The sequence below is a fragment of the Nocardia sp. NPDC057663 genome (genome assembly GCF_042799895.1).
Taxonomy (GTDB): domain Bacteria; phylum Actinomycetota; class Actinomycetes; order Mycobacteriales; family Mycobacteriaceae; genus Nocardia.
This window is the reverse complement of sequence record NZ_JBHVHX010000001.1, coordinates 717593-744248: the sequence shown is the minus strand read 5'-3', so window position 1 is coordinate 744248 and position 26656 is coordinate 717593. Positions and strand designations below refer to the sequence as shown.

The 26656-nt window shown below is 68.9% G+C and carries 29 protein-coding genes; 15 read left to right on the top strand and 14 right to left on the bottom strand.

All coding sequences use genetic code 11. The features are described from left to right. Window positions 1-62: 62 nt before the first annotated feature. From ACFVAV_RS03425 to ACFVAV_RS03405, 5 genes are all read right to left on the bottom strand, one after another. Window positions 63-908, bottom strand: coding sequence for a PPK2 family polyphosphate kinase (locus ACFVAV_RS03425; protein ID WP_379029160.1), 846 nt, complete (start codon window positions 906-908; stop codon window positions 63-65). Between the two features lie 153 nt (window positions 909-1061). After that, complete coding sequence (locus ACFVAV_RS03420) at window positions 1062-1694, bottom strand: class I SAM-dependent methyltransferase (protein ID WP_379029157.1); 633 nt, start codon at window positions 1692-1694, stop codon at window positions 1062-1064. Further along, window positions 1691-2935, bottom strand: a complete 1245-nt coding sequence (locus tag ACFVAV_RS03415) for a saccharopine dehydrogenase family protein (protein ID WP_379029154.1) — start codon at window positions 2933-2935, stop codon at window positions 1691-1693. Before ACFVAV_RS03415 ends, ACFVAV_RS03420 begins: the two co-directional genes overlap by 4 nt. Before the next feature lie 10 nt (window positions 2936-2945). After that, window positions 2946-4364, bottom strand: coding sequence for an ABC1 kinase family protein (locus tag ACFVAV_RS03410; protein ID WP_379029151.1), 1419 nt, complete (start codon window positions 4362-4364; stop codon window positions 2946-2948). Between the two features lie 160 nt (window positions 4365-4524). Next, complete coding sequence (locus ACFVAV_RS03405) at window positions 4525-5211, bottom strand: TetR/AcrR family transcriptional regulator (RefSeq protein WP_379029148.1); 687 nt, start codon at window positions 5209-5211, stop codon at window positions 4525-4527. Between the two features lie 207 nt (window positions 5212-5418). On the opposite strand from ACFVAV_RS03405, the gene ACFVAV_RS03400 reads away from it, so the two are divergent. From ACFVAV_RS03400 to purU, 6 genes are all read left to right on the top strand, one after another. Further along, a complete protein-coding gene (locus ACFVAV_RS03400) occupies window positions 5419-6750 on the top strand; it encodes a DUF445 domain-containing protein (RefSeq protein WP_379029145.1) in 1332 nt (443 codons plus the stop codon). 93 nt (window positions 6751-6843) lie between these two features. Then, a complete protein-coding gene (locus tag ACFVAV_RS03395) occupies window positions 6844-7290 on the top strand; it encodes a helix-turn-helix domain-containing protein (protein ID WP_379029142.1) in 447 nt (148 codons plus the stop codon). Further along, on the top strand, window positions 7290-7958 hold the full coding sequence (locus tag ACFVAV_RS03390) for a heparin-binding hemagglutinin (RefSeq protein ID WP_379029139.1): 669 nt from the start codon (window positions 7290-7292) through the stop codon (window positions 7956-7958). Before ACFVAV_RS03395 ends, ACFVAV_RS03390 begins: the two co-directional genes overlap by 1 nt. A 90-nt stretch (window positions 7959-8048) precedes the next feature. After that, on the top strand, window positions 8049-8342 hold the full coding sequence (locus tag ACFVAV_RS03385) for a DUF2516 family protein (protein ID WP_379029955.1): 294 nt from the start codon (window positions 8049-8051) through the stop codon (window positions 8340-8342). A gap of 89 nt (window positions 8343-8431) precedes the next feature. Beyond that, window positions 8432-9484 carry an alpha/beta fold hydrolase gene (locus ACFVAV_RS03380; RefSeq protein ID WP_379029137.1) on the top strand — a complete coding sequence of 351 codons (1053 nt, stop codon included), beginning with the start codon at window positions 8432-8434 and terminating at the stop codon, window positions 9482-9484. A gap of 20 nt (window positions 9485-9504) precedes the next feature. Beyond that, a complete protein-coding gene (gene purU, locus ACFVAV_RS03375; protein WP_379029134.1) occupies window positions 9505-10395 on the top strand; it encodes a formyltetrahydrofolate deformylase in 891 nt (296 codons plus the stop codon). A gap of 4 nt (window positions 10396-10399) precedes the next feature. Here the strand turns inward: purU and ACFVAV_RS03370 are convergent, their stop codons facing one another. After that, on the bottom strand, window positions 10400-10927 hold the full coding sequence (locus ACFVAV_RS03370; protein ID WP_379029131.1) for a GNAT family N-acetyltransferase: 528 nt from the start codon (window positions 10925-10927) through the stop codon (window positions 10400-10402). A gap of 121 nt (window positions 10928-11048) precedes the next feature. On the opposite strand from ACFVAV_RS03370, the gene deoC reads away from it, so the two are divergent. Beyond that, window positions 11049-11720, top strand: a complete 672-nt coding sequence (gene deoC, locus ACFVAV_RS03365; protein WP_379029128.1) for a deoxyribose-phosphate aldolase — start codon at window positions 11049-11051, stop codon at window positions 11718-11720. A gap of 1 nt (window position 11721) precedes the next feature. Here deoC and ACFVAV_RS03360 read toward each other — a convergent pair whose 3' ends face one another. Further along, on the bottom strand, window positions 11722-12456 hold the full coding sequence (locus tag ACFVAV_RS03360) for a DUF2993 domain-containing protein (RefSeq protein WP_379029125.1): 735 nt from the start codon (window positions 12454-12456) through the stop codon (window positions 11722-11724). Between the two features lie 106 nt (window positions 12457-12562). Between ACFVAV_RS03360 and ACFVAV_RS03355 the strand changes: the two genes are divergently transcribed. Further along, a complete protein-coding gene (locus ACFVAV_RS03355; protein WP_379029122.1) occupies window positions 12563-13171 on the top strand; it encodes a hypothetical protein in 609 nt (202 codons plus the stop codon). On the opposite strand, the gene ACFVAV_RS03350 is transcribed toward ACFVAV_RS03355, so the two are convergent. The 3 genes from ACFVAV_RS03350 to ACFVAV_RS03340 all read right to left on the bottom strand — a co-directional run bounded on the left by ACFVAV_RS03350 (window position 13157) and on the right by ACFVAV_RS03340 (window position 15189). Then, a complete protein-coding gene (locus tag ACFVAV_RS03350) occupies window positions 13157-13957 on the bottom strand; it encodes a class I SAM-dependent methyltransferase (protein ID WP_379029120.1) in 801 nt (266 codons plus the stop codon). The two genes, ACFVAV_RS03355 and ACFVAV_RS03350, sit on opposite strands and share 15 nt — an antisense overlap. Window positions 13958-13979: 22 nt before the next feature. Then, window positions 13980-14504, bottom strand: coding sequence for a DUF2505 domain-containing protein (locus tag ACFVAV_RS03345; RefSeq protein WP_379029117.1), 525 nt, complete (start codon window positions 14502-14504; stop codon window positions 13980-13982). A 202-nt stretch (window positions 14505-14706) separates the two neighbouring features. Next, a complete protein-coding gene (locus ACFVAV_RS03340; RefSeq protein ID WP_379029114.1) occupies window positions 14707-15189 on the bottom strand; it encodes a DUF2505 domain-containing protein in 483 nt (160 codons plus the stop codon). 120 nt (window positions 15190-15309) lie between these two features. On the opposite strand from ACFVAV_RS03340, the gene ACFVAV_RS03335 reads away from it, so the two are divergent. Beyond that, window positions 15310-16428, top strand: coding sequence for a UDP-N-acetylmuramate dehydrogenase (locus tag ACFVAV_RS03335; RefSeq protein ID WP_379029111.1), 1119 nt, complete (start codon window positions 15310-15312; stop codon window positions 16426-16428). Window positions 16429-16555: 127 nt separating this feature from the next. Then, the gene (locus ACFVAV_RS03330; protein WP_379029952.1) at window positions 16556-17755 is read left to right on the top strand and encodes an Ig-like domain-containing protein; all 1200 of its coding nucleotides are present in this window, start codon (window positions 16556-16558) and stop codon (window positions 17753-17755) included. A 134-nt stretch (window positions 17756-17889) separates the two neighbouring features. Here ACFVAV_RS03330 and ACFVAV_RS03325 read toward each other — a convergent pair whose 3' ends face one another. Continuing rightward, on the bottom strand, window positions 17890-19248 hold the full coding sequence (locus ACFVAV_RS03325; protein WP_379029108.1) for an MFS transporter: 1359 nt from the start codon (window positions 19246-19248) through the stop codon (window positions 17890-17892). 178 nt (window positions 19249-19426) lie between these two features. Between ACFVAV_RS03325 and ACFVAV_RS03320 the strand changes: the two genes are divergently transcribed. Both ACFVAV_RS03320 and ACFVAV_RS03315 read left to right on the top strand, forming a co-directional pair. After that, entirely contained in the window at window positions 19427-20029 is a 603-nt protein-coding gene (locus ACFVAV_RS03320) for an NADPH-dependent FMN reductase (protein ID WP_379029105.1), read from the top strand. Between the two features lie 5 nt (window positions 20030-20034). Further along, window positions 20035-21495, top strand: a complete 1461-nt coding sequence (locus tag ACFVAV_RS03315) for a DHA2 family efflux MFS transporter permease subunit (protein WP_379029102.1) — start codon at window positions 20035-20037, stop codon at window positions 21493-21495. Between the two features lie 9 nt (window positions 21496-21504). On the opposite strand, the gene ACFVAV_RS03310 is transcribed toward ACFVAV_RS03315, so the two are convergent. The 3 genes from ACFVAV_RS03310 to ACFVAV_RS03300 form a co-directional block, all read right to left on the bottom strand. Then, entirely contained in the window at window positions 21505-21687 is a 183-nt protein-coding gene (locus ACFVAV_RS03310; RefSeq protein ID WP_379029099.1) for a DUF1737 domain-containing protein, read from the bottom strand. A gap of 15 nt (window positions 21688-21702) precedes the next feature. Beyond that, a complete protein-coding gene (mscL, locus tag ACFVAV_RS03305; protein WP_379029097.1) occupies window positions 21703-22158 on the bottom strand; it encodes a large conductance mechanosensitive channel protein MscL in 456 nt (151 codons plus the stop codon). A gap of 198 nt (window positions 22159-22356) precedes the next feature. Continuing rightward, window positions 22357-23091, bottom strand: a complete 735-nt coding sequence (locus ACFVAV_RS03300; protein WP_379029094.1) for an SDR family NAD(P)-dependent oxidoreductase — start codon at window positions 23089-23091, stop codon at window positions 22357-22359. 81 nt (window positions 23092-23172) lie between these two features. Between ACFVAV_RS03300 and ACFVAV_RS03295 the strand changes: the two genes are divergently transcribed. The 3 genes from ACFVAV_RS03295 to ACFVAV_RS03285 all read left to right on the top strand — a co-directional run bounded on the left by ACFVAV_RS03295 (window position 23173) and on the right by ACFVAV_RS03285 (window position 26583). Continuing rightward, entirely contained in the window at window positions 23173-23997 is an 825-nt protein-coding gene (locus ACFVAV_RS03295) for an alpha/beta fold hydrolase (protein ID WP_379029091.1), read from the top strand. Window positions 23998-24122: 125 nt separating this feature from the next. Continuing rightward, the gene (locus tag ACFVAV_RS03290; RefSeq protein WP_379029087.1) at window positions 24123-25139 is read left to right on the top strand and encodes an alpha/beta hydrolase; all 1017 of its coding nucleotides are present in this window, start codon (window positions 24123-24125) and stop codon (window positions 25137-25139) included. A gap of 487 nt (window positions 25140-25626) precedes the next feature. Further along, window positions 25627-26583: an alpha/beta hydrolase gene (locus ACFVAV_RS03285; protein ID WP_379029084.1), complete on the top strand. Its 957-nt coding sequence runs from the start codon at window positions 25627-25629 to the stop codon at window positions 26581-26583. Window positions 26584-26656: the final 73 nt, after the last annotated feature.

Here is a 26656-nt window from a genome sequence, read left to right as displayed (position 1 = left end):
GTTGTCTTCCCACGCCAGGACATCATGCGGGCCGAACCTGAGAGTTTGTTCAAAGATCGATGTCAGGACGCGTCGAGCCGGCGCAGCTGCTCGGCGACATCGAAATCGGCGGGCGGCCAATCCAGTCCGAGCCCGGTCAACGCGTCGATCAGCAATTCGGTGACCGCCAGGCGCGCGTACCACTTGTAATCGGCGGGCAGGATGTACCAGGGTGCGTAGTCGGTGTTCGTGCGCGCGAGAAGAACCTGGTAGGCCTTCTGATAGTCGGGCCAGTAGCCGCGTTCGGTGATGTCGCCGGGGCTGAATTTCCAGTACTTGTCGGGGCGTTCCAGGCGCTCGCGCAGCCTGCGTTTCTGCTCGTCGAGCGAGATGAACATGGCCACCTTCACGATCGTGGTGCCCGAGTCGGCGACTTCACGTTCGAAGGCGTTGATCTGGCCGTAGCGCTGCTCCCATTCCGACTGCGGCACGAGATCGTGCACCCGGACCACCAGTACGTCCTCGTAGTGGGAGCGGTCGAAGACACCGAGCTGGCCGGGGACGGGCAGCCGCTTGCGGATGCGCCAGAGGAAATCGTGCTGTTTCTCCTCCTCGGTCGGCACACCGAAGGACGCGTGGTCGACGCCCTGCGGGTCGACCGACCCGATGACGTGGCGCACGATGCCACCCTTGCCCGCGGTGTCCATGCCCTGCAGCACCAGCAGCACGCTGCGCTTGTCGCCGGTGCGGCCGTTGGCGAACAGCTTCTCCTGCAGCTCCGACAGGACCGTGCCGCGCTGGGTCAGCAGCGCCTTGCCCTGCTGCTTGTCACCGGTGAAGCCGGGGGTGGCCGAGGTGTCGAGGTCGGCGACGTGCTGACCATCGGCGCGCAATGCGGTGGTGACGGGTTCGGCCCAGAGTTTCGCCATTTCCCATGCCTACCACTAGAGCGCGCGATCGACCGGCAAGCTCGACGCAATCGTTGCCGGTGCGCCGCTTCGACAGGTCGGGGTCGCTGGTCGGGATGATGAACGCGGTGATCGAGCAGATCAGCGTGTACCGCCCAGCGACCTCGTGACGAGTCAGGCGGGGCGGGTGGCGTCGACGTACTGCATGAAACGGCGCACGCGCTGGTCGATTTCGACCAACCCGGCCTCGGCGAACAGGGTGGGGAAGGTGTCGCGGTCGAACAGCCGCAGCCCGCTCAGCCCGGCGGCCATGGTGCTGGCCCGGCCGAACAGGTTGTCCTCGCGGTAGCTGGTGGTGATCGCGATCCGTCCGCCCGGTGCGAGTACCCGGATCATCTCGCGGGTGGCCGCGATCGGATCGGGGATCAGGTACAGCGCGCCGAAACAGCAGACGGCGTCGAAGGTTCCGTCGGCGAACGGCAGGGTGCGCGCGTCGCCGCGGACATAGCCGACCCGCGGGCCCGCGTTGTCGGCGGCGGCCCTGGCCAGCATCGGCTCGGAGTAGTCCAGGCCGGTGACGAAGCCGTCGCCGGAGAGGAACTCGCTGAGGTACCGGGTGAAATTGCCGGGGCCGCAAGCGAGATCGAGCACCTTCTTCCCGCCGCTGAGCCGCAGCGTGTCGACGGCTTCGCGGCGGTCACTGCCCGTGGTGCGCCCGCTGGCCAGATAGAACAGCGCGGGCCGCCACGCGTGCTCGTACACCGCGGCCAGGGCGGGCGCGTTCATGGTCTTGCGAGCTAGGTTCACTGCCGTGCGACCTCGATCGTCATGCCCGCGCCGCGCAGCCGGTCGGTGAGCGCTTCGCCCATGGCCGAGGCCGGGGTGAGAACGCCTGCGCGCTGGGGGAGTTCGTCGAAGGCCAGGCACAAACCGCTCTGGCCGAGCAGCACGGCGGTGGCCTGGTAGCCGGGGTCGCCGGTGCCGGAGAAGGTGGCCTGGTACTTGGCGCCGGAGCTGGTGCGGGCAAACGTCTTCATGGTGAACCAGCCACTGAGACGGGCCTTTTCGCTCGGGCCGGTGCCCGGCTTGGGCAGGATCCGGTCGAGCAGCTTGCGGCCGAGCGAGACGCGGGAGAGCACGGCGCCCGAGGCCATGCCGGCCACGATGCCGCCCGCGATACCGGCGGCGACCAGCGGCGCGGCGGCCGAGTTGCCCGCGTTCATCACCTCGCGGTAGCGGAACTGCTTGCCGTAGGCCCAGCCGAGCAGGCCGTTGGTGCGGCGCACGACCTTGGTGTTGTGCGAGGCCATGACGAAGGTGGTCACCCAGCCGTCCAGGCTGGGATCGATGGTGTTGGCGCGGGCCAGCGCCTGATCGGACTGGCGGCCCACATCGGGCTCCATCGTGCGGTCCGGGCTCAGCGAGTACGGGTGGGTCAGGATCTTGACGCGAGTGGAATCGGCGGCGACGTCCTCCCACATGGCTCGCCCCGAATCGATGGTGCCGCCGCTCGCGCCGCCCTTGAGGTAGGCGACCAGGGTGGTGTCCTCCAGCTCGCCGGTGTTGTCGGCGACGGTGGCGCGGTAGAGCTCGTAGACGCTCAGGTCCGACGGAATCGAGTCGTAGCCACAGGAATTGACGATCTTGGCGCCGGAGTCGACCGCGACCTGCTCGAACTGCTCGATGGCGTCGTGGATGAACAGCGGCTCACCGGTGAGATCGGCGTAGTGGGTGCCCGCCGCGGCGCACGCGCCGAGCAGCGGCATGCCGTAACGAAGGTACGGGCCGACCGTGGTGACGACCACGGTGGTCCGCGCGGCCATCGCGTCGAGCGAGGCCTGGTCGGTCGAATCGGCCACCACCAGTTCCCAGTTCGCGGCGGCGGGTCCCAACTCGGCGCGCACGGCCGCCAGCTTGTCGGCCGACCGGCCTGCCAGGGCGATCTTGGCGCCGTCGGGTGCGGCGGTGAGCAGGTATTCGGCGGTGAGTTTGCCGACGAAACCTGTCGCGCCGAACAGGATCAGATCGAACTCACGGTGCTGCGGCATGACGCGCCTTTCATCGAGTGCCCGCCTTGCGGGCACGCGGCTTCTTCGCCGGTTTCGGCGGATGGGTGGTGAGCCACTCACGGTGGGCCAGACCGAGTTCGGTGACCGGCGGCTCGTCGTAGAGCCATTCCCGGGCGATCAGATGCCAGTTGTTGGTGCTGTCGAGCTGGCCGAGCATACCGAAGGTGAGGAAGTCGGCCCGGCGGGAGAACAGGTGCTCGGGCGGCAGGTTCTGCTGCTTCATCCCGGTGAACTCGCTGGCCCGCGGGTCGACGGCCAGCAGGAACGCGCCGCTGGCCAGTTCGGGGGTGATGGTCAGTTCCTCGTCGACCAGGCACCACTCCGAGGCGGAGAGCACGTACTCGAGACACTCCTCGGCGCCGATCTCCTCCGGGGAATCGATCACGCCGCGATCGATCATCAACTGCCGCAGGTCTTCCGCGCGGTCCTCCGCGGCGGCGCGCAGGCACAGGATCTCGAAGTGCACCAGCTTGGGGTCCATGCGGTTGAACAGGCCGAAGTCGAGGAAGGCCACCCGGCCGTCGCGGGCCAGCAGCACATTGCCCGGATGCGGGTCGCCGCAGAACTCGTTGAAGGTGAACAGCGAGCCGACGTAGAAGCGGTAGATGATCTCGCCGACCCGGTCACGCTGGGCGTCGGGCAGTTTCCGGATCTCGTCGAACCCGGTGCCCTCGATGAACTCGCTGACCAGCACCCGGGTGGTCGAGAGCTCCTGCACCGCAGCGGGCACGACGATGAACGGGTGATCCCGGTACAGGTTCGCGATCTCGGTCTGGGTCGCGGCCTCGGCGACGTAGTCGAGTTCGGCCTCCATGTTCAGCTTCAGCTCGTCGAGCACGGCCGGGGTGATCCACGGCATCGCAGAGGCCAGCACCCGGCGGAACATGGTGAGGTTCTTCAGATCGGCGCGCACCGCGATGTCGACACCGGGGTACTGGACCTTCACCGCGACGGACCTGCCGTCGTGCAGTGTGGCGCGGTAGACCTGGCCGATCGAGGCGGCCGCGATCGGCTCGGGGTCGAATTCGGCGAACACCTCGGCCAGCGGACGGCCGAAATCCTCCTCGACCACCGTGCGCATGGCCTCGAAGGACACTGTCGGCGCGGCATTGCGCAGCACGGCCAGGCGCTGCTGGAACCGGTCGCGATGGTCCGGTGGCACCAGGTCCAGATCGAGTACCGACATCATCTGGCCCAGCTTCATGGCCACGCCCTTCATGGTGCCCAGCACCATGACCACCTGCTCGGTGGTGCGGATCATCGACTCCTCGGCCATCTTGGCGCGTACGGCCTCGGACCGCCCGCGCATGGAGAGCCTGGTCTTCTTCGAACGGATGACCGAGCTCGCCGCTACCGCCCCCAGTTTCGTCCCGCGGGCAAGCCGGGATGTCGGCACGTTCTTCGCCATCGAGGTACCTCCATTGGTGCCGACGCGCAGGGCGGCCGTAGACGCGAAGCGTCACACGACCGCCAGCGGTGACGCAAGCCACAGCGCCCCGCTCGGTTCAGCGTAACCAACCGTGCCGTGATGTCGAGCCCGGCACCGGTAACCGCAGGAAAATACCTGGTCAGGAGGGCTGCGAGGGGATCTCAGGCAGCGTGTGGGTCTGTGCGTTGAACAGCTCGGGCGAACCGCCTGCCTTGGCGACGCCCTCGATCGCCGACCACGCCATCATCGTCAGGTAGTCGATGACGTCCTGGCGCGGCATGGCCTTGTCGGTGGTGGTCCACCAGTGCGTGGCCAGCTGGATGCCGCCGACCAGCACGTACGACCACAGCATCGCGCCGTCGGTACGCGCGCCCTTGCTTCCTGCCCGGTCGATCAGCACGGTCGTGACCACCTCGGCGAAGAGCCGTTCGAACTCGGCGAGCGAGGACTTGTCGCCCGCGGAGTTGCTCATGATGAACCGGTAGACCTCGGGGTCGTCGTCGACGGTGCCGACGTACTCGGTCATCGCGGCGCGCACCAGCTGGTACTCGTCGGCGTCGAGATTGATCGCGCCGTACACCCGGGGCAGCAGCGTGGTCTCGATGAACCGCTGCATGGTGGCGTGCACCAGGTCGTTCTTGTCGGCGAAGTAGCGGTACAGGACGGTCTTGGACACGCCGATCTCGGTGGCGATCTCGTCCATGCCCGCCTGGCTGCCGCGCGCGCGGATGGCGTTGAGTGTGCCGTCGACCAGCTCTTCGCGCCGGTCGATCTTGTGCTGCCGCCACCGCCTTTTGCGGCCGTCGACAGGACCGCCGCCGCGCACGGTCGCGCGCCCGGTCTGCTCGCCGATCTCGACAAGGTCTTCGGTGGACAGAACAGCCCCCTTAGTAATCGATGTGGCGTCTCTGGTTCTACAGCTTAGGCGCGCTGGTGTGGGGTGGCGCTCGTTTGGTCGACGTTGGGGCATTTACCACACTCCGAAGCGGGCTCGCGGCGGCGTTGTCGCGGCGGGCACAGCAGAATGGTGGCTATGGAGAAAGCTCCCGGCAATACGGCGGTTCTCGCGCCGCGCACCGAACCCGCTGCGCAACCCGCGGGTTTCGCGGTCATGACCGACGAGGCGGGCAAACGACGTGACCTCTTCAAGATGAAAGCGCTGGCCACCGGATTCCTCGTGGCGGCCAGCGTGGTGTACCTGCTGTGCCGCTGGCTCGAATCGCGCGGCGGTGGCGGCGAGTGGGTCGGCTATGTGCGCGCCGCCTCCGAGGCGGGCATGGTCGGCGCGCTCGCCGACTGGTTCGCGGTCACCGCGCTGTTCAAGCATCCGCTCGGCCTGCCCATCCCGCACACCGCGATCATCCGCAAGAAGAAGGACCAGCTCGGGGAGAGTCTCGGCGCCTTCGTCGGCACGAACTTCCTCGCGCCCGACGTGGTGTCGGCGCGGCTGGACTCCGCGCAGATCTCGCTGCGGGTGGGCCGGTGGATGGCCGATCCCGGGCACGCGGCCCGGGTCGCGCAGGAGAGCTCGACGATCCTGACCGCGGTGGTCGGCGTGCTGCGTGACGAGGACGTCGAGCAGATCATCGACAACACCATCGTCAAGCGGATCGCCGAACCGCTGTGGGGTCCGCCGATCGGGCGGGTGCTCTCGGAATTGATCGCCGACAATCGGCAGCTGCCGCTGATCGATCTGCTGGCCGAGCGCGCGCATCAATGGGCGCTGGGTTCGCAGGAGACGATCGATCGCATCGTCATGCGGGACGCGCCGCAATGGGCGCCGAAATTCGTCAATACGTTGCTTTCCGAGCGAATCTATCGGGAATTGGTCGAGTTCACCTGGAAGGTGCGTTCGAATCCCGAGCACGAACTGCGCCAGGCCGCCGATCGCTTTCTGCAGGATTTCGCCGACGATCTGCAGCACGACGAGGCGATGATCGCCAAGGCCGAGAAGGTCAAGGCCGAGATCATGGGCCGCGAGCAGATCACCGGAATGGCCGAGGCGACGTGGCGCGCGGCCAAGCGGTTGATTCTCGAGTCGGCCGAGGACCCCGATTCCACCCTGCGCCGCAAGGTGGCCGAGAATGTGCAACAGCTCGGTGAGCGCTTGCGCGACGACCCGGCCATGCGCGGCAAGGTGGACGGCTGGATCGACCGCGGCGCCCGCTATCTGGTCGGTAACTACTCGGCCGAGATCTCTACCCTGGTAACCGACACCGTCGCCCGCTGGGATGCCGACGAGGCGAGCCGGAAGATCGAACTGCAGGTCGGCCGGGATCTACAGTTCATCAGGATCAACGGCACGGTCGTCGGCTCGCTCGCCGGCCTGGCCATCTACACGATCTCGCAGCTGCTGTTCCACTGATCCGGCCGTTAGCCGACCCTGTGCTAACAGAAGTGCTTGCAATAGCTAGCACCCTGATTTAGTATTGACCGTACAACCGCCAGAAGGTGAGTGATGGCAGACCAGCCCGAGGGACGTGTAGCGCACGCGGCACAAGACATCGGAGGGTTCATCAGGTCCCAGCGCGAAGCTGCGCAGGTGTCCTTACGTCAACTCGCCGCTCTGGCGGGGGTGAGCAATCCGTACCTGAGCCAGATCGAACGCGGATTGCGTAACCCCTCCGCCGAAGTACTCGCGCAGATCGCCAAGGCGCTGCGTGTTTCCTCGGAGGTGTTGTATGTGCGGGCCGGATATCTCGAACAGCGTCCGCACAGCCCGGTCAGGGACGCCCTGCTAGCGGACACTTCGGTGACCGAGCGGCAGAAACAGGTGTTGCTGGAAATCTATGAGTCGTTTCGCCGGGAAAACGGGGAAGAAGCCGGCTCAGGGGGGATCGAACGGGACAGCGACGTTTCGTTCACGACAACTGACACTCCGCCACGCCAGGAGAACGAAAACTGATGACCGAGAAGACCGCTACCGTGACCAAGCCCCTGTTCGCCACCGTCGGTGCCGGTGACGCCATCTACACCGCCGTGAACGAGGTCGTCGCCGACGTCCGCGAGCGCGTCGTCGCCACCGATGCGAAGGCTCGGGTCGACGAGGCCCGCGAGCGCATCGCCAACGTCCCCGCCGACGTGCAGGCCCAGTTCGACACGCTGCGCGAGCGCATCGCCGGCCTGCCGTCGGAGCTGCCGGAGGACCTCGCCGAGCTGCGCGAGAAGTTCACCCCGGAAGAGCTGCGCAAGCTGGCCGAGCAGTACTACCGCCAGGCGCTCGACATCTACGCCGACCTCGCCGTCCGCGGTGAGGAGACCGTCGACCGGCTGCGTGCCAACCAGGCCGTCGACGAGCAGATCGGTCGCGTCGAGAACCTGTACAAGGATGCCTCCGCGCGTGCCGAGGATGCCCTCGCCAAGGTCACCGACCTGCTGGGTCGTGGCAAGGCCGAGGCCGAGAAGGTGGCCGACGAGGTTGTCGTCGATGCCGAGGTCGTCGCCGTGAGCACCGAGCCCGCCCCGGCTCCGGCTCCGGCTCCGGCTCCGGCCGCCAAGGCGCCCGCCGCCAAGAAGGCTCCGGCCGCCAAGAAGGCGCCCGCCAAGAAGGCAGCGCCGAAGAACGCCGAATAAGGTCTGACGCCCTGACCTGATCACGCCGACAGCGGCCCCGCGCATCATCCTGGTGCGCGGGGCCGCTGTTCGTATGATGGGGGTGTGAACCTGGTAAACGGTGTGACGTCGCTGATCCTGCTGGTCCTGTGGGTGGTGGCCTTCGGCGCGACGGTGTTCGCGCTCATCCATGCCGTGCGCCAGCGCGCCGACGCTTTCACGGCGGTCGACAAGATGACCAAGCCCATCTGGCTGGCCATCCTGGCGGGCGCGATGGTCTTCCTGCTGCTCGGCGTCGCCGGTTTCGGCATGCTGACCTCGTTCATCGCGATCATCGCGACCGGTGTCTACCTCGCCGACGTGCGCCCGAAGATCGACGAGGTGCAGCGCGGGCCGCGCTGGTAGTCGCACCGGCGAAAGAGCGCCGCCGACCTCTCGCGGTTCAGTGGTACACGGTGTTACTGTATCCATCAGTAACACAAAGGAGTGTGCCGATGCGTGCAAAGCTGCCGACGGCTCTGCTGAACCTGGTCGATTCCGCGTCCATCGCGGTCAAGACCACCCTGGCGGCCCACCGGGCCGATCTGCGGACGCGGACCCACGGGATCGCGGCCTTCGATCCGCCGGCCGTCCCGCACGAGGTGATCCCGGTGGTCACCGCGGACGGCGCCCGCCTGCGGGTCCACGCCTACGGCCCGGTCGACGCGCCCGTCATCGTGTTCGCGCACGGCTGGACCTGTTCCATCGAATACTGGAACGCCCAGATCAACGCCTTCGCCGGCGAGTACCGCGTGATCGCCTATGACCAGCGCGGCCACGGCGAGTCGACAAACGGCTACGCGCGCCCGAGTACCGATCTGCTCGCCGACGACCTGTGCGAGGTGCTCGACGCGGCCCTGCTGCCCGGTCAGCGCGCGGTCCTGGTCGGCCACAGCATGGGCGGGATGACGCTCATCGCCTGGGCGGGCCGCTACCCCGAACGGGTTTCCGAACAGGCCGCCGCCGTGGTGCTCACCAATACCGGCGCGCACTCGCTGGTCGAGGTGTCGACCATGGTCCCCGGCCTGAACAAGCCGCTGCGCCTGCTGCGCGGCCGTCAGATGCCGACCCCGGACTGGCTCGGCAAGCTCATCCTCGGCACGCCGGTCGTCTTCCCGCCGATCGCTCCCGTGCGCTGGATCTTCGCCCGCCAGGTGATGACGCTGGACACCTCACCGGAGAAGCTGAGCTACGCGCTGTCGGTGGTGCGTGGCTGCCCGATGATGACCCGCGCGCGCTACGGCCGGCTGCTCGCCGCGCTGCACCTGGGCGACGCCGCGAGCAACTTCTCCGTGCCGACCACCGTGCTGGCCGGTGACCGCGACGACATGACCCCGGCCGTGCACGCCGAGCGCCTCGCAGAGCTGCTGCGCGAGGCGGGCACCCTGGCCACGTTCAAGGTCCAGCCGACCGGGCATCTCGGCAATGTCGAGCGCTACGACCTGTTCAACGCCGAACTGCGCGAGGTGCTCGTCACCGCGCGTGAGCCTGTGCGCATGCCGGCCTGAGCGCCTGCGAGGATGGGTGGATGAGTTCTGCCCCTGTGACCTCGGATGACCGCCGGTTCGTGCTGACCCTGGGCTGCCCGGACCGGCCGGGCATCATCGCCAGGATCTCCTCGTTCATCGCCGAATTCGGCGGCTCGATCGTGGAGGCCGGCTACCACTCCGACGGTGACATCGGCTGGTTCTTCACCCGGCAGGCGGTCAAGGCCTCGACGGTGCCGTTCGGCATCGACGAACTGCGCGCCCGCTTCGCCGAGGTCGCCGCCGAATTCGGTCCCGAGACCGACTGGCAGCTGCACGACTCCGGCGCACCACGCCGGGCGGTGCTGCTGGTCAGCAAGGACGGGCACTGCCTGCACGACCTGCTCGGCCGCGCGGCCGCCGGTGAGCTGCCCGCGACCATCGAGGCCGTCATCGGCAACCACCCCGACCTGGCCGGGATGACCGAGGCGCACGGCGTGAAGTTCCACTACGTGCCGTTCCCGAAGGCACCCGCCGAGCGCGGCCCTGCCTTCGCACAGGTGCGCGACCTCGTCGACGCCCACGATCCGCACGCGGTGGTGCTGGCCCGCTTCATGCAGGTGCTGCCCGCCGAACTGTGTGAGCACTGGGCGGGCCGGGCGATCAACATCCACCACAGCTTCCTGCCCTCGTTCGTCGGCGCGCGGCCGTATCACCAGGCGTATGACCGCGGCGTGAAGCTGATCGGCGCGACCTGCCACTACGTCACCGCCGAACTGGACGCGGGCCCGATCATCGAACAGGACGTCATCCGGGTCGACCACGCCGACGACGTCCGCGACATGGTGCGTCAGGGCCGCGACATCGAGCGGGTCGTGCTCGCGCGCGGGCTGCGCTGGCACCTGGAAGGCCGGGTGCTCGTGCACGGCCGCCGCACGGTCGTCTTCGAGTAAAAACTCAGAGGTCGTAGAACGGGGCCGGGTAGCGGAATTCGCCGGTGACCGCCGGATCGTAGGCCGTCAGCGGCCGCACCTGGAAGTACTCGGCCCAGTCCGCCTGGTCCGGCACGATGCCGAGCCGGGCGCCGGGGACGAAGCCGAAGCGCGTGTAGTAGTCGGGGTTGCCGACCAGACCGACGACCGACTCGTCCAGTGCGTCCGCCGCGCCGAGCGCCGCGTGCATCAGGGCCGAGCCGACGCCGGTCTTCTGATGATCGGGGTCGACGCCGAGCGGGCCGAGCGCCAGCACCGGGAACGGGCCTATCCCGGCCCTGGTGAGGCAGATGTGCCCGACGACGGTGTCGTATTCGAGCGCGACCAGCGACAGCGTCGGCATCCACGACTCGTCGGTGCGCAGCGCGTCGACCAGCGCGACCTCGGGAGGTTCGGTGATCGACGGGTCCTCCGCGTAGTGCGGAGCGAAGGCGGCTCGATGGATGGCGGCGATCGCCGCGGCATCCGCAGGGGTCTCGCGACGGATCAGCACAATCGTCTCCGTGTCTGTGGCGGCTGGATTAAGTCTCCCGGATTTGGGTACGAGCGCGCAACGCTGTTTCCGGACTGCCTGTGCAAGGGCGGTGTACTAGTCGTGTGTCATGCTCGGGAGCATGACCGTCTCGACGCCGCTGACTCGGGCCGACGTGGCCGCGATGATCGATCACACCCTGCTCGCCCCGGAGGCCACGCCCGCCGAGGTCGAGGCCCTGATCGCCGAGGCGCGCAAGCTCGGGGTGTACGCGATCTGCGTGTCGCCGTCGATGCTGCCGTTGCGGGCGCCGGGGCTGGTCGTCGCGACCGTGGCCGGATTCCCGTCCGGAAAGCATCACTCGCTGGTCAAGGGCGCCGAGGCGCGGCTGGCGGTGGACCAGGGCGCCGCCGAGATCGACATGGTGATCGACGTGGGCGCCGCGCTGGCCGGTGACTTCAACGCGGTGCTGTCCGACGTCATCACGGTGCGCGAGGCCACGACGGATCGGGGCGTCGTGCTCAAGGTGATCATCGAGTCGGCCGCGCTGACCGACGAGGCGATCGTGGGCGCGTGCCGGGCCGCCGAGCATGGTGGCGCCGACTTCGTGAAGACCTCCACCGGGTTCCATCCGGCGGGCGGGGCGAGCGTGCACGCGGTGCGGTTGATGGCCGAGACCGTCGGCGGGCGACTCGGGGTCAAGGCCAGCGGCGGCATCCGTACCGCCGAGGACGCGGCGGCGATGATCGCGGCCGGTGCGACGCGGCTCGGGCTGTCGAAGTCGGCCGCTGTGCTGGACGGGTTCGCCGAGTAGCTCAGCAGGTGAACTCGGCCTGCCGATCGTTGGGTGCAGTCTCGAGCGGCGTCTTGCCGCCCGAGAGCTGAACGACCACACCGTCGTCGGTGACCTTCACTTCCTGCGCGCGCAGACCGAGCGGGTAGCTCTGCAAGCTCTGGGTGAACGTCTCGACGATGCCCTGCACCAGACCGGTGGGCAGGCCGATGCCGAGCAGCTGCGCCGACTTCGTCTCCACCTCGACATTGCCGTTGCGCACCATCGGCTGCACCTGCAGCTGGGCCAGGCCGCCGATCACGTCGAGGGTGATCAGGCCGGTGCTCGACGAGGACTGCACGCCGCTGACCATGCCGCCCAGCGTCTGCGTGATGCCGTCGTTGTTCCAGGTCACCTCGGCGGAGGAGCCGCCGATGGTGCCGCCGCCGCGGCCGCGGTCGACCAGTTCGATGTCGGAGAACTTCGCGTGCACGACCATGCCGACCGCGGGGCCGAACTTGTTGTCCTCGCTGTCGATGGTCACCGACCCGACTTTGCCGTCGAGGTAGGTGATCAGCATCGGCTTCGGACCGAAACTCACGTCGATGCTCGAGCCCATCTGCTTCTCGAACGAACTGCTGATGCAGCGCGAGATCTGGTGGCGGGCATAGGCTTCGGTGCTCACGATCGCCGCCACGAGTAGCACGGCGACCACGACCAAGGCGATCACCAGCGTGCGCCGACCGACCTTCGGGCGTTGGGGTGTCTGCGTGCTCATGGGATCGGATTCTTCCCGAACTTTCTGTGTCTGCTCTGAGGACGCCGTGAAAGGCTTCGTAGCAAAGTGTGAGCTGGCGCACTTTTGGCGGCGTAGCCTGAATCCCATGACTGGCGAGGGTGTGCGCCGGGTGCAGGGGACGGCGGATCATCGGTGGCGGGTGCTGCGGCGGCTCGCCGGCCGCCACGCGGGCTTCTTCACGACCCGGCAGGTGCTGCGGACCGGCTGTGAGACGCAAGTCAGGGCCGCGCTCGGCGACGGGTCGGTGACCAGGGCGGGGGTCGGGATGATGCGGCTGGCGCAGTGGCGGGCCGGTCCGCTCGACGAGTACGCGATGTGGGCGGCCTGGTTCGACGGGGCCGCGGCGGTGTCGTATCAGAGCGCGGCGGAGCTGCACGGGCTCGGCAGATTACAGCCGCGGTTCCTGCATCTGTCGGTGTCGGCGGGCAGGCCGCCGGTGACGCCACGGCTGGTACTGACCCGGCGCAAGCTCGGCGGCCCCGATATCGAGTCGGCCGGGCCGTTCCTGGTCACCACGCCCGTGCGCACTGTGCTCGATCTGGCCGAGACCGAGATCTCGCAGTCGGCGCTGGACGAGGTGGTGGCCGACGCGGTCGCCATCCATCGCTGCGACACCGACGAGATCTGGTGGGGTGGACAGCAACTCGCGCCGCGCGCGGCCGCGCGGGTACGGCGGGCGTTAACCGGCGTCTGACCAGTCGTTCGGCGCGACCGTCTGCCACGGCACCGACAGCACGCAGTCACGCATTCGGCGGCGATACGCGCGCACCGGAAAGCCGTTGGCGCGCAGCAGTTCCGCCGCGCCGCGCCAGCGGATACGCGGACCGAACGGTGCCAGCGCCGCCGACCGATTCCACGCGCGATCGGCCGCGGTCAGCAACGCGTGCACGCGTTCGCCCGGAATGTTGCGGTGGATCAGCACTTTCGGCAGCCGCTCGGCGATATCGGACGGGCGCTCCACGGTGAACGGGTCCCAGGCCAGGGTCAGCGAGAGCGGGCGGTGCCGGTCGAGCAGCACCCAGGCGGACCGGCGACCGAGCTCGTCGCAGGTGCCGTCGACCAGCAGGCCGCCGGGCGCGAGATTCGACTGGATGCGGGCCCATGCGTCGGGGACCGCGTCCTCGGGGTACTGGCGCAGCACGTTGAACGCGCGGACCAGCACCGGGCGCAGTCCGGCCAGTTCGAAACCGCCGCGGGCGAAGCGCACGCCGTCGCGGCCCTCGACGACCCGGGCCGGATCGATCTCGAGTCCGACCACCTCGAGGTCCGGGCGGACGGTGCGCAGCCGGGCGGCCAGCTCGAAAGTCGTCCACGGCGCGGCGCCGTAACCGAGGTCGACTACCAGCGGATCGGCGGCCGTGCGCAGGCGCGCGGTCACCAGGTCGTCGTGCACCAGCCAGCGGTCGCTGCGGCGCAAGCGGTTGACACCGGTCGTGCCCCGGGTGATCGTGCCGACCGGTGCGAGGCCCTTCCGGTCCACGGCTACGGCTCCTGCGCGAATGTCAGACCGTCTTCTTCGCGTCTTCTTCGAGCCAGCGCGAGGTCTCCTCCTGCTCGGCCCGGAACAGGTCGACCAGGTTCACCAGCATCAGCTGTTCCAGGCGCGGGCCGACCATCGGGATGAACACCTTGGCGGTGGGGGAGAAGCGCATGGTGGCGCCGGTCTCGGTGGGGAACAGGCGGATGGTGCCGTTCAGGCTGCCCGGTCCGGCGGGGATGGAGGCGGAGAAGGTGCCCTCGGTCTCGTCGTGGGCGAACGGGCCCCAGCTCTCCTTGCGGGTGATGACCATGTCCTTGCGCATCACCGTCTGGGCGATCTCGGGGAGCATCTCGCGCGGCAGCGTGTGGGCCAGCACCACATCGATGCCCGAGTCGCTCACCTCGTGGCTGATCACCTCGTTGTGCGGGGAGTACTTCCGCATCTCGGCGACGCGCGCTTCCCAGTAATCCCTGCTCTGCAGCGCCGCGTAGAGCTCGTCGGTGGTGTGCAGCGGGTAGCGGGCGGAGTAGTCAAGTCGACGTGCCATGAGGACGCAGTGTATTTGGAGCGCTGGCGCGCTCGAGTCGGCGGCCCCTTGGTCTCGCCGGTCAGGCACCGTTGCTTGCTCCTTCGTCGCCTACGCAACGGCGCCTGACCGGCGGGACGGCCGCCGACGGCCGACTGCGTCGGCCCGCCCCTCCTCGAGGTCGGGGCGTGCGGGTAGGCGGCGGCCTGCGCTCAGGTTGTGGCTAGCGGGCCAGCCACTGTTCGGTGAAGGCGGCCTCGTTGCCGAGGAGTTCGAGCAGGTGCTCGGAGATCGCGGCCTCGATCTTGCCGCCGAACAGGGGGATCTTCACCTCGATGGTGCCGTTGACGGTGGCGGTCGAGCCGGAGCCGTCGGCGGTCAGCGAGACGGTGGCGTGCACCTTGGCGGGTGCGCCCTCGACGTGGGCCTCGACGGTACCGGAGGTGCCGCTGTAGGTCTCGGTGCGGGGAATCGCCAGGTCACCGGGGCGGACCGCGGTGATGGCGGGCGGGAGCTGGTCGGCGGGGATGGACTGGACCAGCTGGGCCCGGACGGTCTTGCCGTCGCTGGAGAAGGAATCGAGCCGGGCGCCGGGGCCGCCGACCTCTTCGAGACGAGCCTTCCAATACTGCTCGTCGGAGAACGCCGCGCGCACGGCCTCGACCGAATAGGTGTAGCGAGCCGTGAACGCCAGAGGTGTAGCCATGCGCGACACGCTACCGGGTGTCCATCGGTGCTCGCCCTGCTAGGGCGCGGGATCGGCGCTCACCGGTTCCGGTGGGTGCGGGAATGGACCTGCAGCCGCGATGTGGTCCATGATCGGCATGTGAACGCGGCGATCAACAAGGAATCCACCGGAAGCGTGGCGCAGGTGCGCGACCTCCTCGCCGATACCGGCGCGGTGGTGCGCGAATCGGTGCGTTTGTCGGAATTGACGACCCTGCGGGTCGGCGGGCCCGCGCTGGTCGCCGAATGCGGCAGTACCGAGGCGCTGATCGCGACGGTGCGGGCGCTGGATGCGGCCGGGATCGGGGTGCTGCTGATCGCGGGTGGATCGAACCTGCTCATCGACGACGCGGGTTTCGACGGCGTCGTCGTCCGGGTGCTGAACACGGGGGTGCGGATCGGCGCCGACAGCGTGGTCGCCGAGGCGGGCGCGAACTGGGACGAGGTCGTCGCGGCGACCGTCGCGGCCGGTCTGGGCGGGCTGGAGTGCCTGTCCGGGATTCCCGGCTCGGCTGGTGCGACGCCGGTGCAGAACGTCGGCGCGTACGGCGTCGAGGTGGCCACGCTGCTGCGCCGCGTGCAGCTGCTCGACCGCGAGACCGGTGCGGTGCGCTGGGTCGAGCCCGCCGAGCTCGGCTTCGGGTACCGGACCAGCGTGCTCAAGCACAGCGACGACGCGGTGGTGCTCGCGGTCGAGTTCGCGCTCGATCCGTCGGGCATGAGCGCGCCGCTGCGCTACGGCGAATTGGCCAAGGCGCTCGGCGCCGGCGACGGCGAGACCCGCCCGGCCGAGGTCGTGCGGGCCGAGGTGCTGCGGCTGCGGGCGGGCAAGGGCATGGTCCTCGACCCGGCCGATCACGACACCTGGAGCGCGGGCTCGTTCTTCACCAACCCCGTCGTCGGCGCGGACCGGCTGCCGCAGGTCTTGGCGGCGATCACCGCGCACCTCGGGGACGTACCGGTGCCGACCTACCCCGCGCCCGACGGCACGAAGCTCTCGGCGGGCTGGCTGATCGAGCGGGCCGGGTTCGCGAAGGGTTTCCCCGGTGAGCAGGCGGCGGCCCGGTTGTCGACCAAGCACACGCTCGCGCTGACCAACCGCGGCGCCGCGAGCGCGGCCGACATCGTCGAGCTGGCCCGCACGGTGCGCGCGGGCGTCCAGGAACGTTTCGGGGTGACGCTGGAACCGGAGCCGGTGCCGGTCGGTCTCACCCTGTGAGCCGGGCAGGTCGGTAGCCCGGCGTACATTCGATGCCGTGAGCAAACCTCCGGTAACCGCCTCGTTGCGTGCGCACGGGACGGCAGTTCAGCATGTGCGCGACAACGTGGCCGCCGATGGCCGTGGCATGGGTGTTCGGCGTGGTCGGTCGCTGATTGCGGTGATCTTGCTGGCAGTGCTCGCCGTGCTGACCGGATGCGCGATCGACCGTCCCGGCGGGGACGCGGCGGCGGGACCGGTCGCGCAGGTCGCCGTCACCCCGTCGGCCGGCGCGACCGGCGTCGACCCCGTGGCGCCGGTGTCGGTCACCGTCTCCGACGGCCGGATCGACCAGATCGCGCTTACCAATGCCAACGGCAAACAGGTCGAGGGCCGGCTCACCCCCGATCGCAGGACGTACCAGATCACCGAGCCGCTCGGTTACAACGCCACCTACACCTGGACCGGCACCGCGATCGGCACCGACGACAAACCGGTCCCGATCGACAGCACGTTCACCACGCTCAGCCCCACCTCGACGATCCCGGCCACGATCAATATCGGCGACGGCCAGGAGGTCGGCATCGCCGCCCCGATCATCCTGAAGTTCACCGGCCCGGTGACGAACAAGGCGGCCGTGGAGAAGGCGCTCACCGTCACCACGGATCCGGGCACCGAGGGCTCGTGGGCGTGGCTGCCCGACGACGGCGGTTCGCGGGTGCACTGGCGGCCCAAGAACTACTGGACCCCCGGCACCACCGTGCACGTGGCGGCCAAGCTCTACGGCGTCGACTTCGGCGGCGGCGCGTACGGCGACGCGGACCTCACCTCCGACTTCACCGTCGGCCGCAGCCAGATCGTGATCGCCAACGCGCCGAGCCACCGCATGCAGGTGGTCCGCGACGGCGTCACCGTCTTCGACTTCGCCGTCTCCTACGGCGAGGGCAACGAGCCGCGCAATGTCACCCGCTCGGGCACCCACGTGGTCACCGAGAAGTACGAGGACTTCATGATGTCGAATCCGCCGTACTACACCAATGTTCGCGAGCGCTGGGCCGTGCGCATCTCCAACAACGGCGAATTCATCCACGCCAACCCGGAATCCCTGTCCGCCCAGGGCTCTTCCAACGTCACCAACGGCTGCATCAACCTCTCACCCGCCGACGCCCAGGCCTACTTCCCGACCGCCCGCTACGGCGACCCGGTCGAGGTCACCGGTACCTCCATCGAGCTCTCCCAGGCCGACGGCGACATCTACGACTGGGCCATCGATTGGCCGACCTGGCAGTCCATGTCCGCGTTGCCCGCCGGTTCCCCGGCGAACGGGTCGGCCGCCGGGCCACGCTAGGGCGATCCCACCGCGCCGAACGTTCACCATCTCGTCGGCGGACTTCGACGCAGGCCATAGTCCGGATGCCGACGCACCCCGCACGCTGACTGTGTGCGGGGTGCGCGCTTCGCGGGCTGATCTGCCGGTGCTCGTCAGACCAGGGCCGGGGTTCGGCTGGGCCAGCGGGGGTGGTTGCGGTCGATCACGTAGGAGTGGGTGTGCTGGTAGTGGCGGGGGCCTACCTGGACCGCATCGGTGAGGATGGCCGGGTCGACGGTGCCGATCTCGTGGATGTGGGTGATCTCGGTGGGATCCTGGCGGGGCCACAGGCGGACCGCCGCGGCGACGCCGAGGGCGGCGATGACGGCCAGGGTGATCCAGGTGGTGGTGAAGCCCGCGGTGGTGGCCAGCCAGCCGGTGATCGGGTAGGTGATCAGCCAGGCCAGGTGCGAGAGCGAGAACTGGGCGGCGAAGAGGGCGGGGCGGTCCTCGGCGCGAGCCGAGCGGCGTAGGACGCGGCCGGTGGGGGTGAGGACCAGGCCGGTGCCCGCGCCGATGATCGCCCAGGTGGCCAGGGCGGCGGCCCAGCTCCCGTCGCCGATGCTCGCGGTCGACAGGGTGATCGCGGCGGCCAGGCCGGTGACGAGGACGGCCGCGCCGGTGAGCATCACCGGACGCTCGCCGCGCCGGTCCAGGATCTTGGGCAGGGTCAGGGCGACGAGCATCGTGCCGAAGCCATTGGCAGCCAGCAGCAGCGCGACGCCGGACTGGTCGCCGCCGAGCACGTCGCGGGCGTAGTTCACGGTGTTGACCATGACCACCGAGCCCGCGGCCGCGACCACCAGGTTCAGCCCGAGCAGTCCGCGCAGCCGCGGGGTGGCCGCGAACAGGCGCAGGCCGGCGGCGAGGCGCCTGCCGATCGCGCCGTCGCCCACCACCGCGTTCGGGATGCGCGCCGCCATGACCAGGGCGACCGAGACCGCGAAGCCGATACCGGTGCCGACGAAGAGCCAGTGGAAGCTGATCAGGCTCAACGCCAGCGCCGCCAGCATCGGGCTGAGCAGAGTCTCCATGGTCGCGGCCAGCTGGGCGGCCGAGAGCGCCTGCGTGTAGTTGCGCTCGTCGGGCAGGATGTCCGGTAGGACGGCCTGGTAGGTGGGGGTGTAGGCGGCCGAGGCGATCTGCAGCAGGGTGATCAGCACGTAGATCTGCCAGATCTGGCCGACAAACGGTAGGGCGAGCACGATCGCGCCGCGAATGCCGTTGAGCGCCATCAGGAATTGCCTGCGGGGCAGGAGACCCGCGTAAGCGCCCGCGATCGGGGCGACGGTGACGTAGGCGATCATCTTCAGCGTCAGTGCGGTGCCGAGCACGATCGCGGCGTTGCCGCCCGCCAGCTCGTAGGCGAGCAGGCCGAGGGCGACGGTGGTGAGCCCGGTGCCGAACAGGGCGGCGACCTGCGCGGTGAAGAGCAGGCGATAGTCCCGATGGGCGAACAGTGAGGTGGTCATGATGGTCTGCCCTCCAGGAAATGCATGGTCTCTTATCTGCGTATAGATGCAACTATATACCCATAGGGGGTATTCCGGTCAAGAGGTGAATTGCGTCCGCTTGACCTGAAGGGAAGTTGAGGTAGCACCGTTGTGCGCAGCGGCGGCCACGCGGCCGCCACCGAGCCAGAGGAACTACATGAGCGCCACGGTTGAGCACGCCCGCACCGCCATTCGCCCGCTGCGGGTCGTCGTCGTCATCGGCAGCACCAGGGCGGGACGCTTCGGTCCCACTGTCGCCGACTGGTTCGTCCGGCAGGCGTCGCTGCGCGACACGATCGACATCGACGTGGTCGACGCCGGGCAGGTCGAACTGCCCCGGGCCTTCGGCGGCGCCGCCGAACACCCGTCCCTGGCCGAGGCCACCGACAAGCTCGCCCGCGCCGACGCCTTCGTCGTGGTGACGCCCGAGTACAACCACAGCTACCCGGGCACCCTCAAGAACCTGATCGACACCCACCACACCGAATGGCAGGCCAAACCGGTCGGCTTCGTCTCCTACGGCGGTATCTCCGGTGGTCTGCGGGCCGTGGAACACCTGCGCCCGGTCTTCGCCGAACTGCACGCGGTCACCGTCCGGGACTCGGTCGCCCTGCCCCATCCGTGGGGCAGATTCGACGACGCCGGCGCGCTGACCGACCCGGACGCCGCCGAAGCCGCCGCCGCCGTCCTGCTCGACCAGCTCGTCTGGTGGGGCGAGGCCCTGCGCGCCGCCCGCGCCGTCCGCCCGTACGGGAAGTGACGGCCGTGCTCACTACGACGACGACAGCCCCCGCCACCACCCACAATCCGATGCGCATCGCGCTGGTGCTGGTGGTCGGCATGATCATGGCGACCCTCGATCAGACGATCGTGAACGTGGCCATCAACAAACTCTCCGCCGAGTTCGACGCGGGACTGAGCACGATTCAGTGGGTGGCCACCGGCTACTCGCTGGCCCTGGGCGCCGTGGTGCCGACTTCGGCCTGGCTGGTCGGCCGCTTCGGCGCCAAACGGCTGTATCTGACGGCGATCACCGCCTTCGCCTTCGGCTCGGTACTGGCGGGCCTGGCCTGGAACATCGAGTCGCTCATCGCGTTCCGGGTGGTGCAGGGCGCGAGCGGCGGCCTGCTGATGCCGGTCGCCATGACCATCCTGCTGCGCGCGGCCGGGCCGGAACGGCTGGGGCGCTTGATGAGCACCCTCGGCCTGGCGATTCTGGTCGGCCCGCTGCTGGGACCGGTGATCGGCGGCTATCTCATCGACGAGGTGTCCTGGCGCTGGATGTTCTTCCTGAACCTGCCGCTGGGTGCGCTGGTGCTGGTGCTGGCGGCCAGGGTGGTGCCCGACGACGCGCCGGAGCCGCCGCGTCCGCTCGACGTGGTCGGTCTGCTGCTGATGTCGCCGGGCCTGGCACTGGTGATCTACGGCGTGACCGCGGCGGGGGAGAGCGCCGGCTTCGCCTCGGCGTCGGTGCTGGTGCCGTTGCTGGCGGGCGCCGGGCTCATCGCCGCCTTCGTGCTGCGCTCGCTGAGCACTCCGGCTCCGCTGCTGGATCTGCGGGTTCTGGGCAACCGAACGACCGGGATCTCCGCGGCCTTGCTCGCGCTGTTCGCGAGCGGCTACTTCGGCTCGATGCTGTTGCTGCCGTTGTACTTCCAGGTGGTGCGCGGTGAATCCGCCCTGGTGGCAGGCGCTCTCGGCATTCCGTTCGCGCTGGCGTCGGGCGCGACCATGCAGGTCGCGGGCCGGTTGATCGACCGGATTCCGCCCGGCCGCTACCTGCCGGTGTCGATCACGGTGGCGCTCACCGGTTTCGTGCTGTTCGTGCTCCAGCTCGACGCGGACGCGCCGTACTGGGCGCTCGGCCTGACCATGCTGCTGATGGGTGCCGGTGGCGGCGGCACCATGATGCCGGTGATCACCACCGCGACCCGGCCGCTGAGCCGGGAGCAGCAACCGGCCGGGTCGACGGTGCTGAACATGATCAGCACCACCGCCATGGCGATCGGCACCGCCGTGGCCTCGGTGACGCTGGGCGCGCTGCTCCCGGTGACCGGCGGGCTCCAGGCCCTGCACGGGATGGACTCGGCCCAGCGTGCCGAATTGGCCCCGGCTTTGGCCGAAGCATTCCAGCAGACCTACTGGATCGCCCCGGTCATGATCGCGCTGGCGATGATCCCGGCGCTGCTGCTGCCACGCCGCGACCGGGTCGACGCGCCCGCGTGAGGTCGATCGCTACCTGGCCGGCCACACCACGGCCTGGGCGACGATGACGTTCGTCCCGTCGAAGGTGACGGCAGGGCCCTCGTGCAGTTCGTAGCCGAGGGCCAGCGCCGCGCTCACCCGCCGGCAGAACGTCTCGTCGTCCGGGCCGGTCAGCACTCGATAGATCGGTAGCCCGTCCGGTGGTTCGCTCATACGGGCAAGTATCCGCTAGGCGGACTCGCTCGCGCGTTCCTTGCTCAGCGACTCGGCCTGCTCGGTGCTCAGCCCCTGCTGCTTGGCCAGCAGGTCGCGGATCTCGATGAGCAGCTCGGTCTCGGTGGGCTCGGCGGCCTTGGTGGTGCCGAACTTGTTCTTCAGCGACTTCATCGGCAGCATCAGCACGAAGTACAGGACCGCGGCGACCATGAAGAAGTCGATGAAGGCGGTGATGATCGGGCCGAGCGCGATGAACGTCGCCGGCTTGTCGGCGATCAGCTGGACGCCGAGACCCAGTTCGTTGGTCGAGCCGAACACCGCGAGCAGCGGGTTGACGAGCCCCTTGGTGAACGAGGTGACCACCGCGGTGAACGCGGTACCCATGACCACCGCGACCGCGAGGTCGATGACGTTCCCGCGCATCAGGAAGTCTTTGAACCCGTCGAACACGGACTTGATATTGCGCATCGGTCAGGCACTCCTCAGTCTGGCTATCGGCAAACGTGGTGATGTTATCGGCCGTTCCAGGCGGTAGCGAATTCGCAGCTACGCCGCCGACTCGTCCGGCGCGATCAGCGCAGTATCAATTCCGGGGACCGGGGCCGCCACTCGGGCAGCCGTGATCCCCGGATTCGGTTGCCTGGTCCGGGGATTGAACGGCGCAGGTCAGGAGCGTCGCGCGAAGCTGCCGGGACCTGCCTGGTCACGGGGCTTGACGACGATGGTGTCGAGGTTCACGTGCGGCGGCCTGCTGGCGACGAAGCCGACGATCTCGGCGATGTCCTGGGCGTAGAGCGGGTCGATGCCCTGGTAGACCTTGGCGGCGCGCTCGGCGTCACCGTCGAAGCGGACCAGGGAGAACTCGGTCTCCACCGCGCCCGGCGCGATCTCGGTCAGGCGGACCGGCTGACCCAGCAGCTCGTCGCGCAGGGTGCGGTGCAGCACGGCCTGGGCGTGCTTGGCGGAGGTGTAGCCCGAGCCGTTCGGGTAGGCGTGGAAGGCGGCGATGGAGGTGATGGTGACGATCAGGCCGTCGCCGGAGGCGATCAGTTTCGGCAGCAGCGCCTTGGTCAGGCGCAGGGTGCCCAGCACGTTGGTCTCCCACATCCAGCGCCAGTCGTCGAGGTCGGCCTCGGCGACCGAGGCCAGGCCCTTCGCGCCGCCCGCGTTGTTGACCAGCACGTCGACCCGGTCGATCGCCTCGGTGAACGCGCGCACCGACTCCTCGGAGGTGACGTCGAGTTCGACCGCGGTGCCGCCGATCTCCTCGGCCAGCCGCTGCACCCGGTCGAACCGCCGGGCGCCCACGTAGACGTGGTAGCCCTGCTTCGCGAGTTCCCGGGCGGTGGCTTCACCGATTCCCGAGCTGGCTCCGGTGACGACGGCGGTGCGAGTGCTCATGGACAGTGATCCTATTCGCCGCGGATTCGCTGTCGCCATGGCTCGGATCACCGTGATGTGGACCGGCGTTAGCCTGTCGGCATGGCTATTCGCGATGCGGTCAGTGCCGATGGAACGAGGATCGTCTACCGGGTGAGCGGCCCGGAGACCGGCAGGCCCCTGGTGCTGCTGCACGGCTGGGCGGGCAATCTGCGCTGCTGGGGCGGGGCCGCCGACGATCTGGCGCAGCGGTATCGCGTGCTCGCCGTCGACCTGCGCGGGCACGGTTACTCCGACGATCCCGGCGCGGGCTACGACGATCCGAAGGCGTGGGGTGCCGATGTCGCCGCGGTGCTGGCGGCCGAGGGCATCGAGTCGAGGGCGGTGCTGCTCGGCTGGTCCTACGGCGGCATCGTGGCCACCGACTACCTGGCCACGCACGGTAGCTCGGCCGTCGCCGCCGCCATCTACTGTGGCGCGCCCGCCAATATCGGCCCGAATGTGCCGGGTGCGGCGCCGGGGCCGGCCATGGAGAAGGCCATCCCTGGCGTCTTCGACGAGGCCGCCGGCCGGGCGGTGCGCGGATTCTCGGTGTTCGGCAATGCCAATACCGGTCCCGGCGCGGACAAGGGCGTCGATGCCCAGCGCCTGTTCGGCACCAGCCTCGCCACCACGCCGTCGGTCCGCAAGGCGCTGTTCTACCGGACCATCGACAACACCGAAACCCTGCGCGCGCTCGACATCCCGGTCCTGGTCCTGCACGGCACGGAGGATCCGGTCGTGCCCGCCGCCAACGGGCAGTACATCGCCGACAATGCCCCTGACGCTCGCATCTCGCTGTGGGAGGGCGCGCAGCACGGGCTGTTCATCGAGGATCGTCCGCGCTTCTTCGCCGAGGTCAGCGCGTTCGTCGACGCGCTGGACTGAGTTCCGCCGCGCCCACCCCCAAATCTCTGTGAACTATTGATGTTTCAGAAATCGGGGTGTGGTCGTGGTGTGATGCCTACCCTCTATCACACGGTCTCGTTTCCGGCCGGGCATGGAGGTGACGCATGGGCGTCGTGGCGCGTTGTGGGCTTCTTCTGGCGGCGTGCCTCCTCGGTGCGCAGGCGGTGGCGGGCGCGGCGCCGCCCGATCCGCGGGTGACCGATGCCGCCCGGCTGGTCTCGGTGACTCCGGGTCAGGGTCGGGTCGTCGACCTGGTCGTGCATTCGGCGGCGATGGGCCGATCGGTGCACGTGGCGGTCCTGCCCGCGTCCGACCGCGCGGCGCCCGCGCCGGTGCTCTACCTGCTCAACGGTGTCGACGGCGGCAGCCCGACCGGTGACTGGCGCGACGGCGGAAACTGGCTGACCCGCACCGACGCCGCGCACTTCTTCGCGGACAAACAGGTCACCGTGGTGATGCCGATCGGCGGCGCGGGCAGCTACTACGCTGACTGGCGAGCCGACGATCCGGTCCTCGGCCGCCAGCGCTGGACGACCTTCCTCACCCGCGAACTACCCCGCCTGATCGACGCCGAATTCCACGGCACCGGCGCCAATGCCGTCGCGGGCGTCTCCATGGCGGGCACCGCGGCCTTCCAGCTCGCGCTCGCCGCGCCGCACCTCTACCGCGCCGTGGGCAGCTACAGCGGCTGCGTCTCCACCAGCGGTCCGCAGGGACATGCCATCGTCAACACCGTCGTTTCCGGCCAGAACGGCGACCCGGTGAACATGTGGGGCCAACCCGGCGACCCGCTCTGGGCCGCCAACGACCCCTTCCTGCACGCCGATCGCCTCCGCGGCCTGGCCATCTACGTGGCCTCCGGTACCGGCCTGCCCGGCTCGCTGGACACCATCGACGGCCCCGGCATCGGTGGCGACACCGCGAAACTGCTCGACCAGCTCCTTGTCGGTGGCGCGCTCGACGCGGTCACCGGCCTGTGCACCCGGCAGCTGGCCGTCCGCTTCGGCGAACTGGGCATCCCCGCCACCGTCGACCTGCGCCCCGACGGCACCCACTCCTGGGGCTACTGGAACGACGACCTGCACCGCTCCTGGCCGCTGTTCGCCGGGGCGTTGCGCTGAGCTGACAGCGGGCGCGATCCCGGTCGTCGGCCGGCGTGCCGACGTGTGACGGCAGCGGCAATACGCGGTGACCGGTCGGATTGAATTGATCTAGGTGCGCGGCTCGAGCGCTGTTGGATCGCAGTTTCGGCGAAGCATTTCAGTGGCGAATCGATGGCAATTCGGACCGCGTGGTGCTCATCATGAGCATGCGGCACCAGGTAATCCGATGGTAGCTGGGGTTGCCATTTGCGCAGGTAAAGCCCCCTTTCTGCACTGCCGTGGCCAGGCTGATCCGCTCGTCGTGAACGCCGATGTGATAAGAATGTGATTGTGCTCGAGGCCTAGTGAGTTTGTTTGCACAGGGCCGTGGAAAATCTTCTGGTAATCGTCACAATATTTTCGCGAATCCGTGTGTAGCGTTCGGGAATGCCGTTTGATCGCGGCAGGAAGGGTTCGGCGTCGAGATCGGAGTTCGATGATGTTTGGTCGGGCAGTGGGCGCTCGGATGGTTGTGGTCGTGCTCGCCGTGCTGGCGGGTGTGGGGATGGCGTCGCCCGCGGTGGGGGCCGAGCAGGCGCGAATCGAGGATCAGCGGACGGAGGCCGATCACACGATCGATGTGGGGGTGTACTCGCCGGCGATGGACACCGTCACCCGGGTGCGCGTGCTGCGGGCCGCCGACCCGGACGCGCCCGCGCCGACGCTGTATCTGCTCAACGGAGTCGGCGGCGGCAGTGACGGCAACTGGCTCGATCGCACCGATGTGGTCGAGTTCTTCAAGGACAAGCAGGTCAATGTGGTGATCCCGTTCGGCGGGGCGGGCAGCTACTTCGCCGACTGGCGGGCCGACGATCCCGTGCTCGGCAAGCCGCGCTGGACCACCTTCCTCACCAAGGAACTGCCGCCGGTGATCGACGCCGCGTTCGGCGGCACCGGCGCCAATGCCATTGCGGGGCTGTCGATGGCGGGGACCTCGGTGTTCCAGCTCGCGCTCGCCGCGCCGGGGCTGTACCGGGCCATCGGGTCCTACAGCGGGTGCGTGCGCACCAGTGACGCCAGGGGACAGGCGATCGTCCGCACGGTGGTCGGCAGCAGACTCGGCAATGCCGCCAATATGTGGGGCCCGCCCACCGATCCCGAGTGGTCGGCCAACGACCCCTATCTGCACGCGGAAGCGTTGCGCGGCACAGATGTCTACATCTCCTCCGGCACCGGGGTTCCCGGCCCGTTCGACACCATCGCCACCGAGGGCGACCCGGTGCAGTCGACCTTTCAGCTGCTCTTCGGCGCCACGCTGGAAGCCGTCACCAACCTGTGCACCCAGCAGCTGCGCGATCGGCTGCAGTCGCTCGGCATTCCCGCGACCGTGGATCTGCGGCCCGACGGCACCCACTCGTGGGGGTACTGGGAGCAGGACCTGCACAAGTCGTGGCCGGTCTTCGAGGCGGCGCTGGCGCGGTGAACGTGACGGCGAAAAACCGCTCGCGGCGGCGGCGCCGATCGGGCAGGCTCGGTGTCGACCACCTCGTGAACTC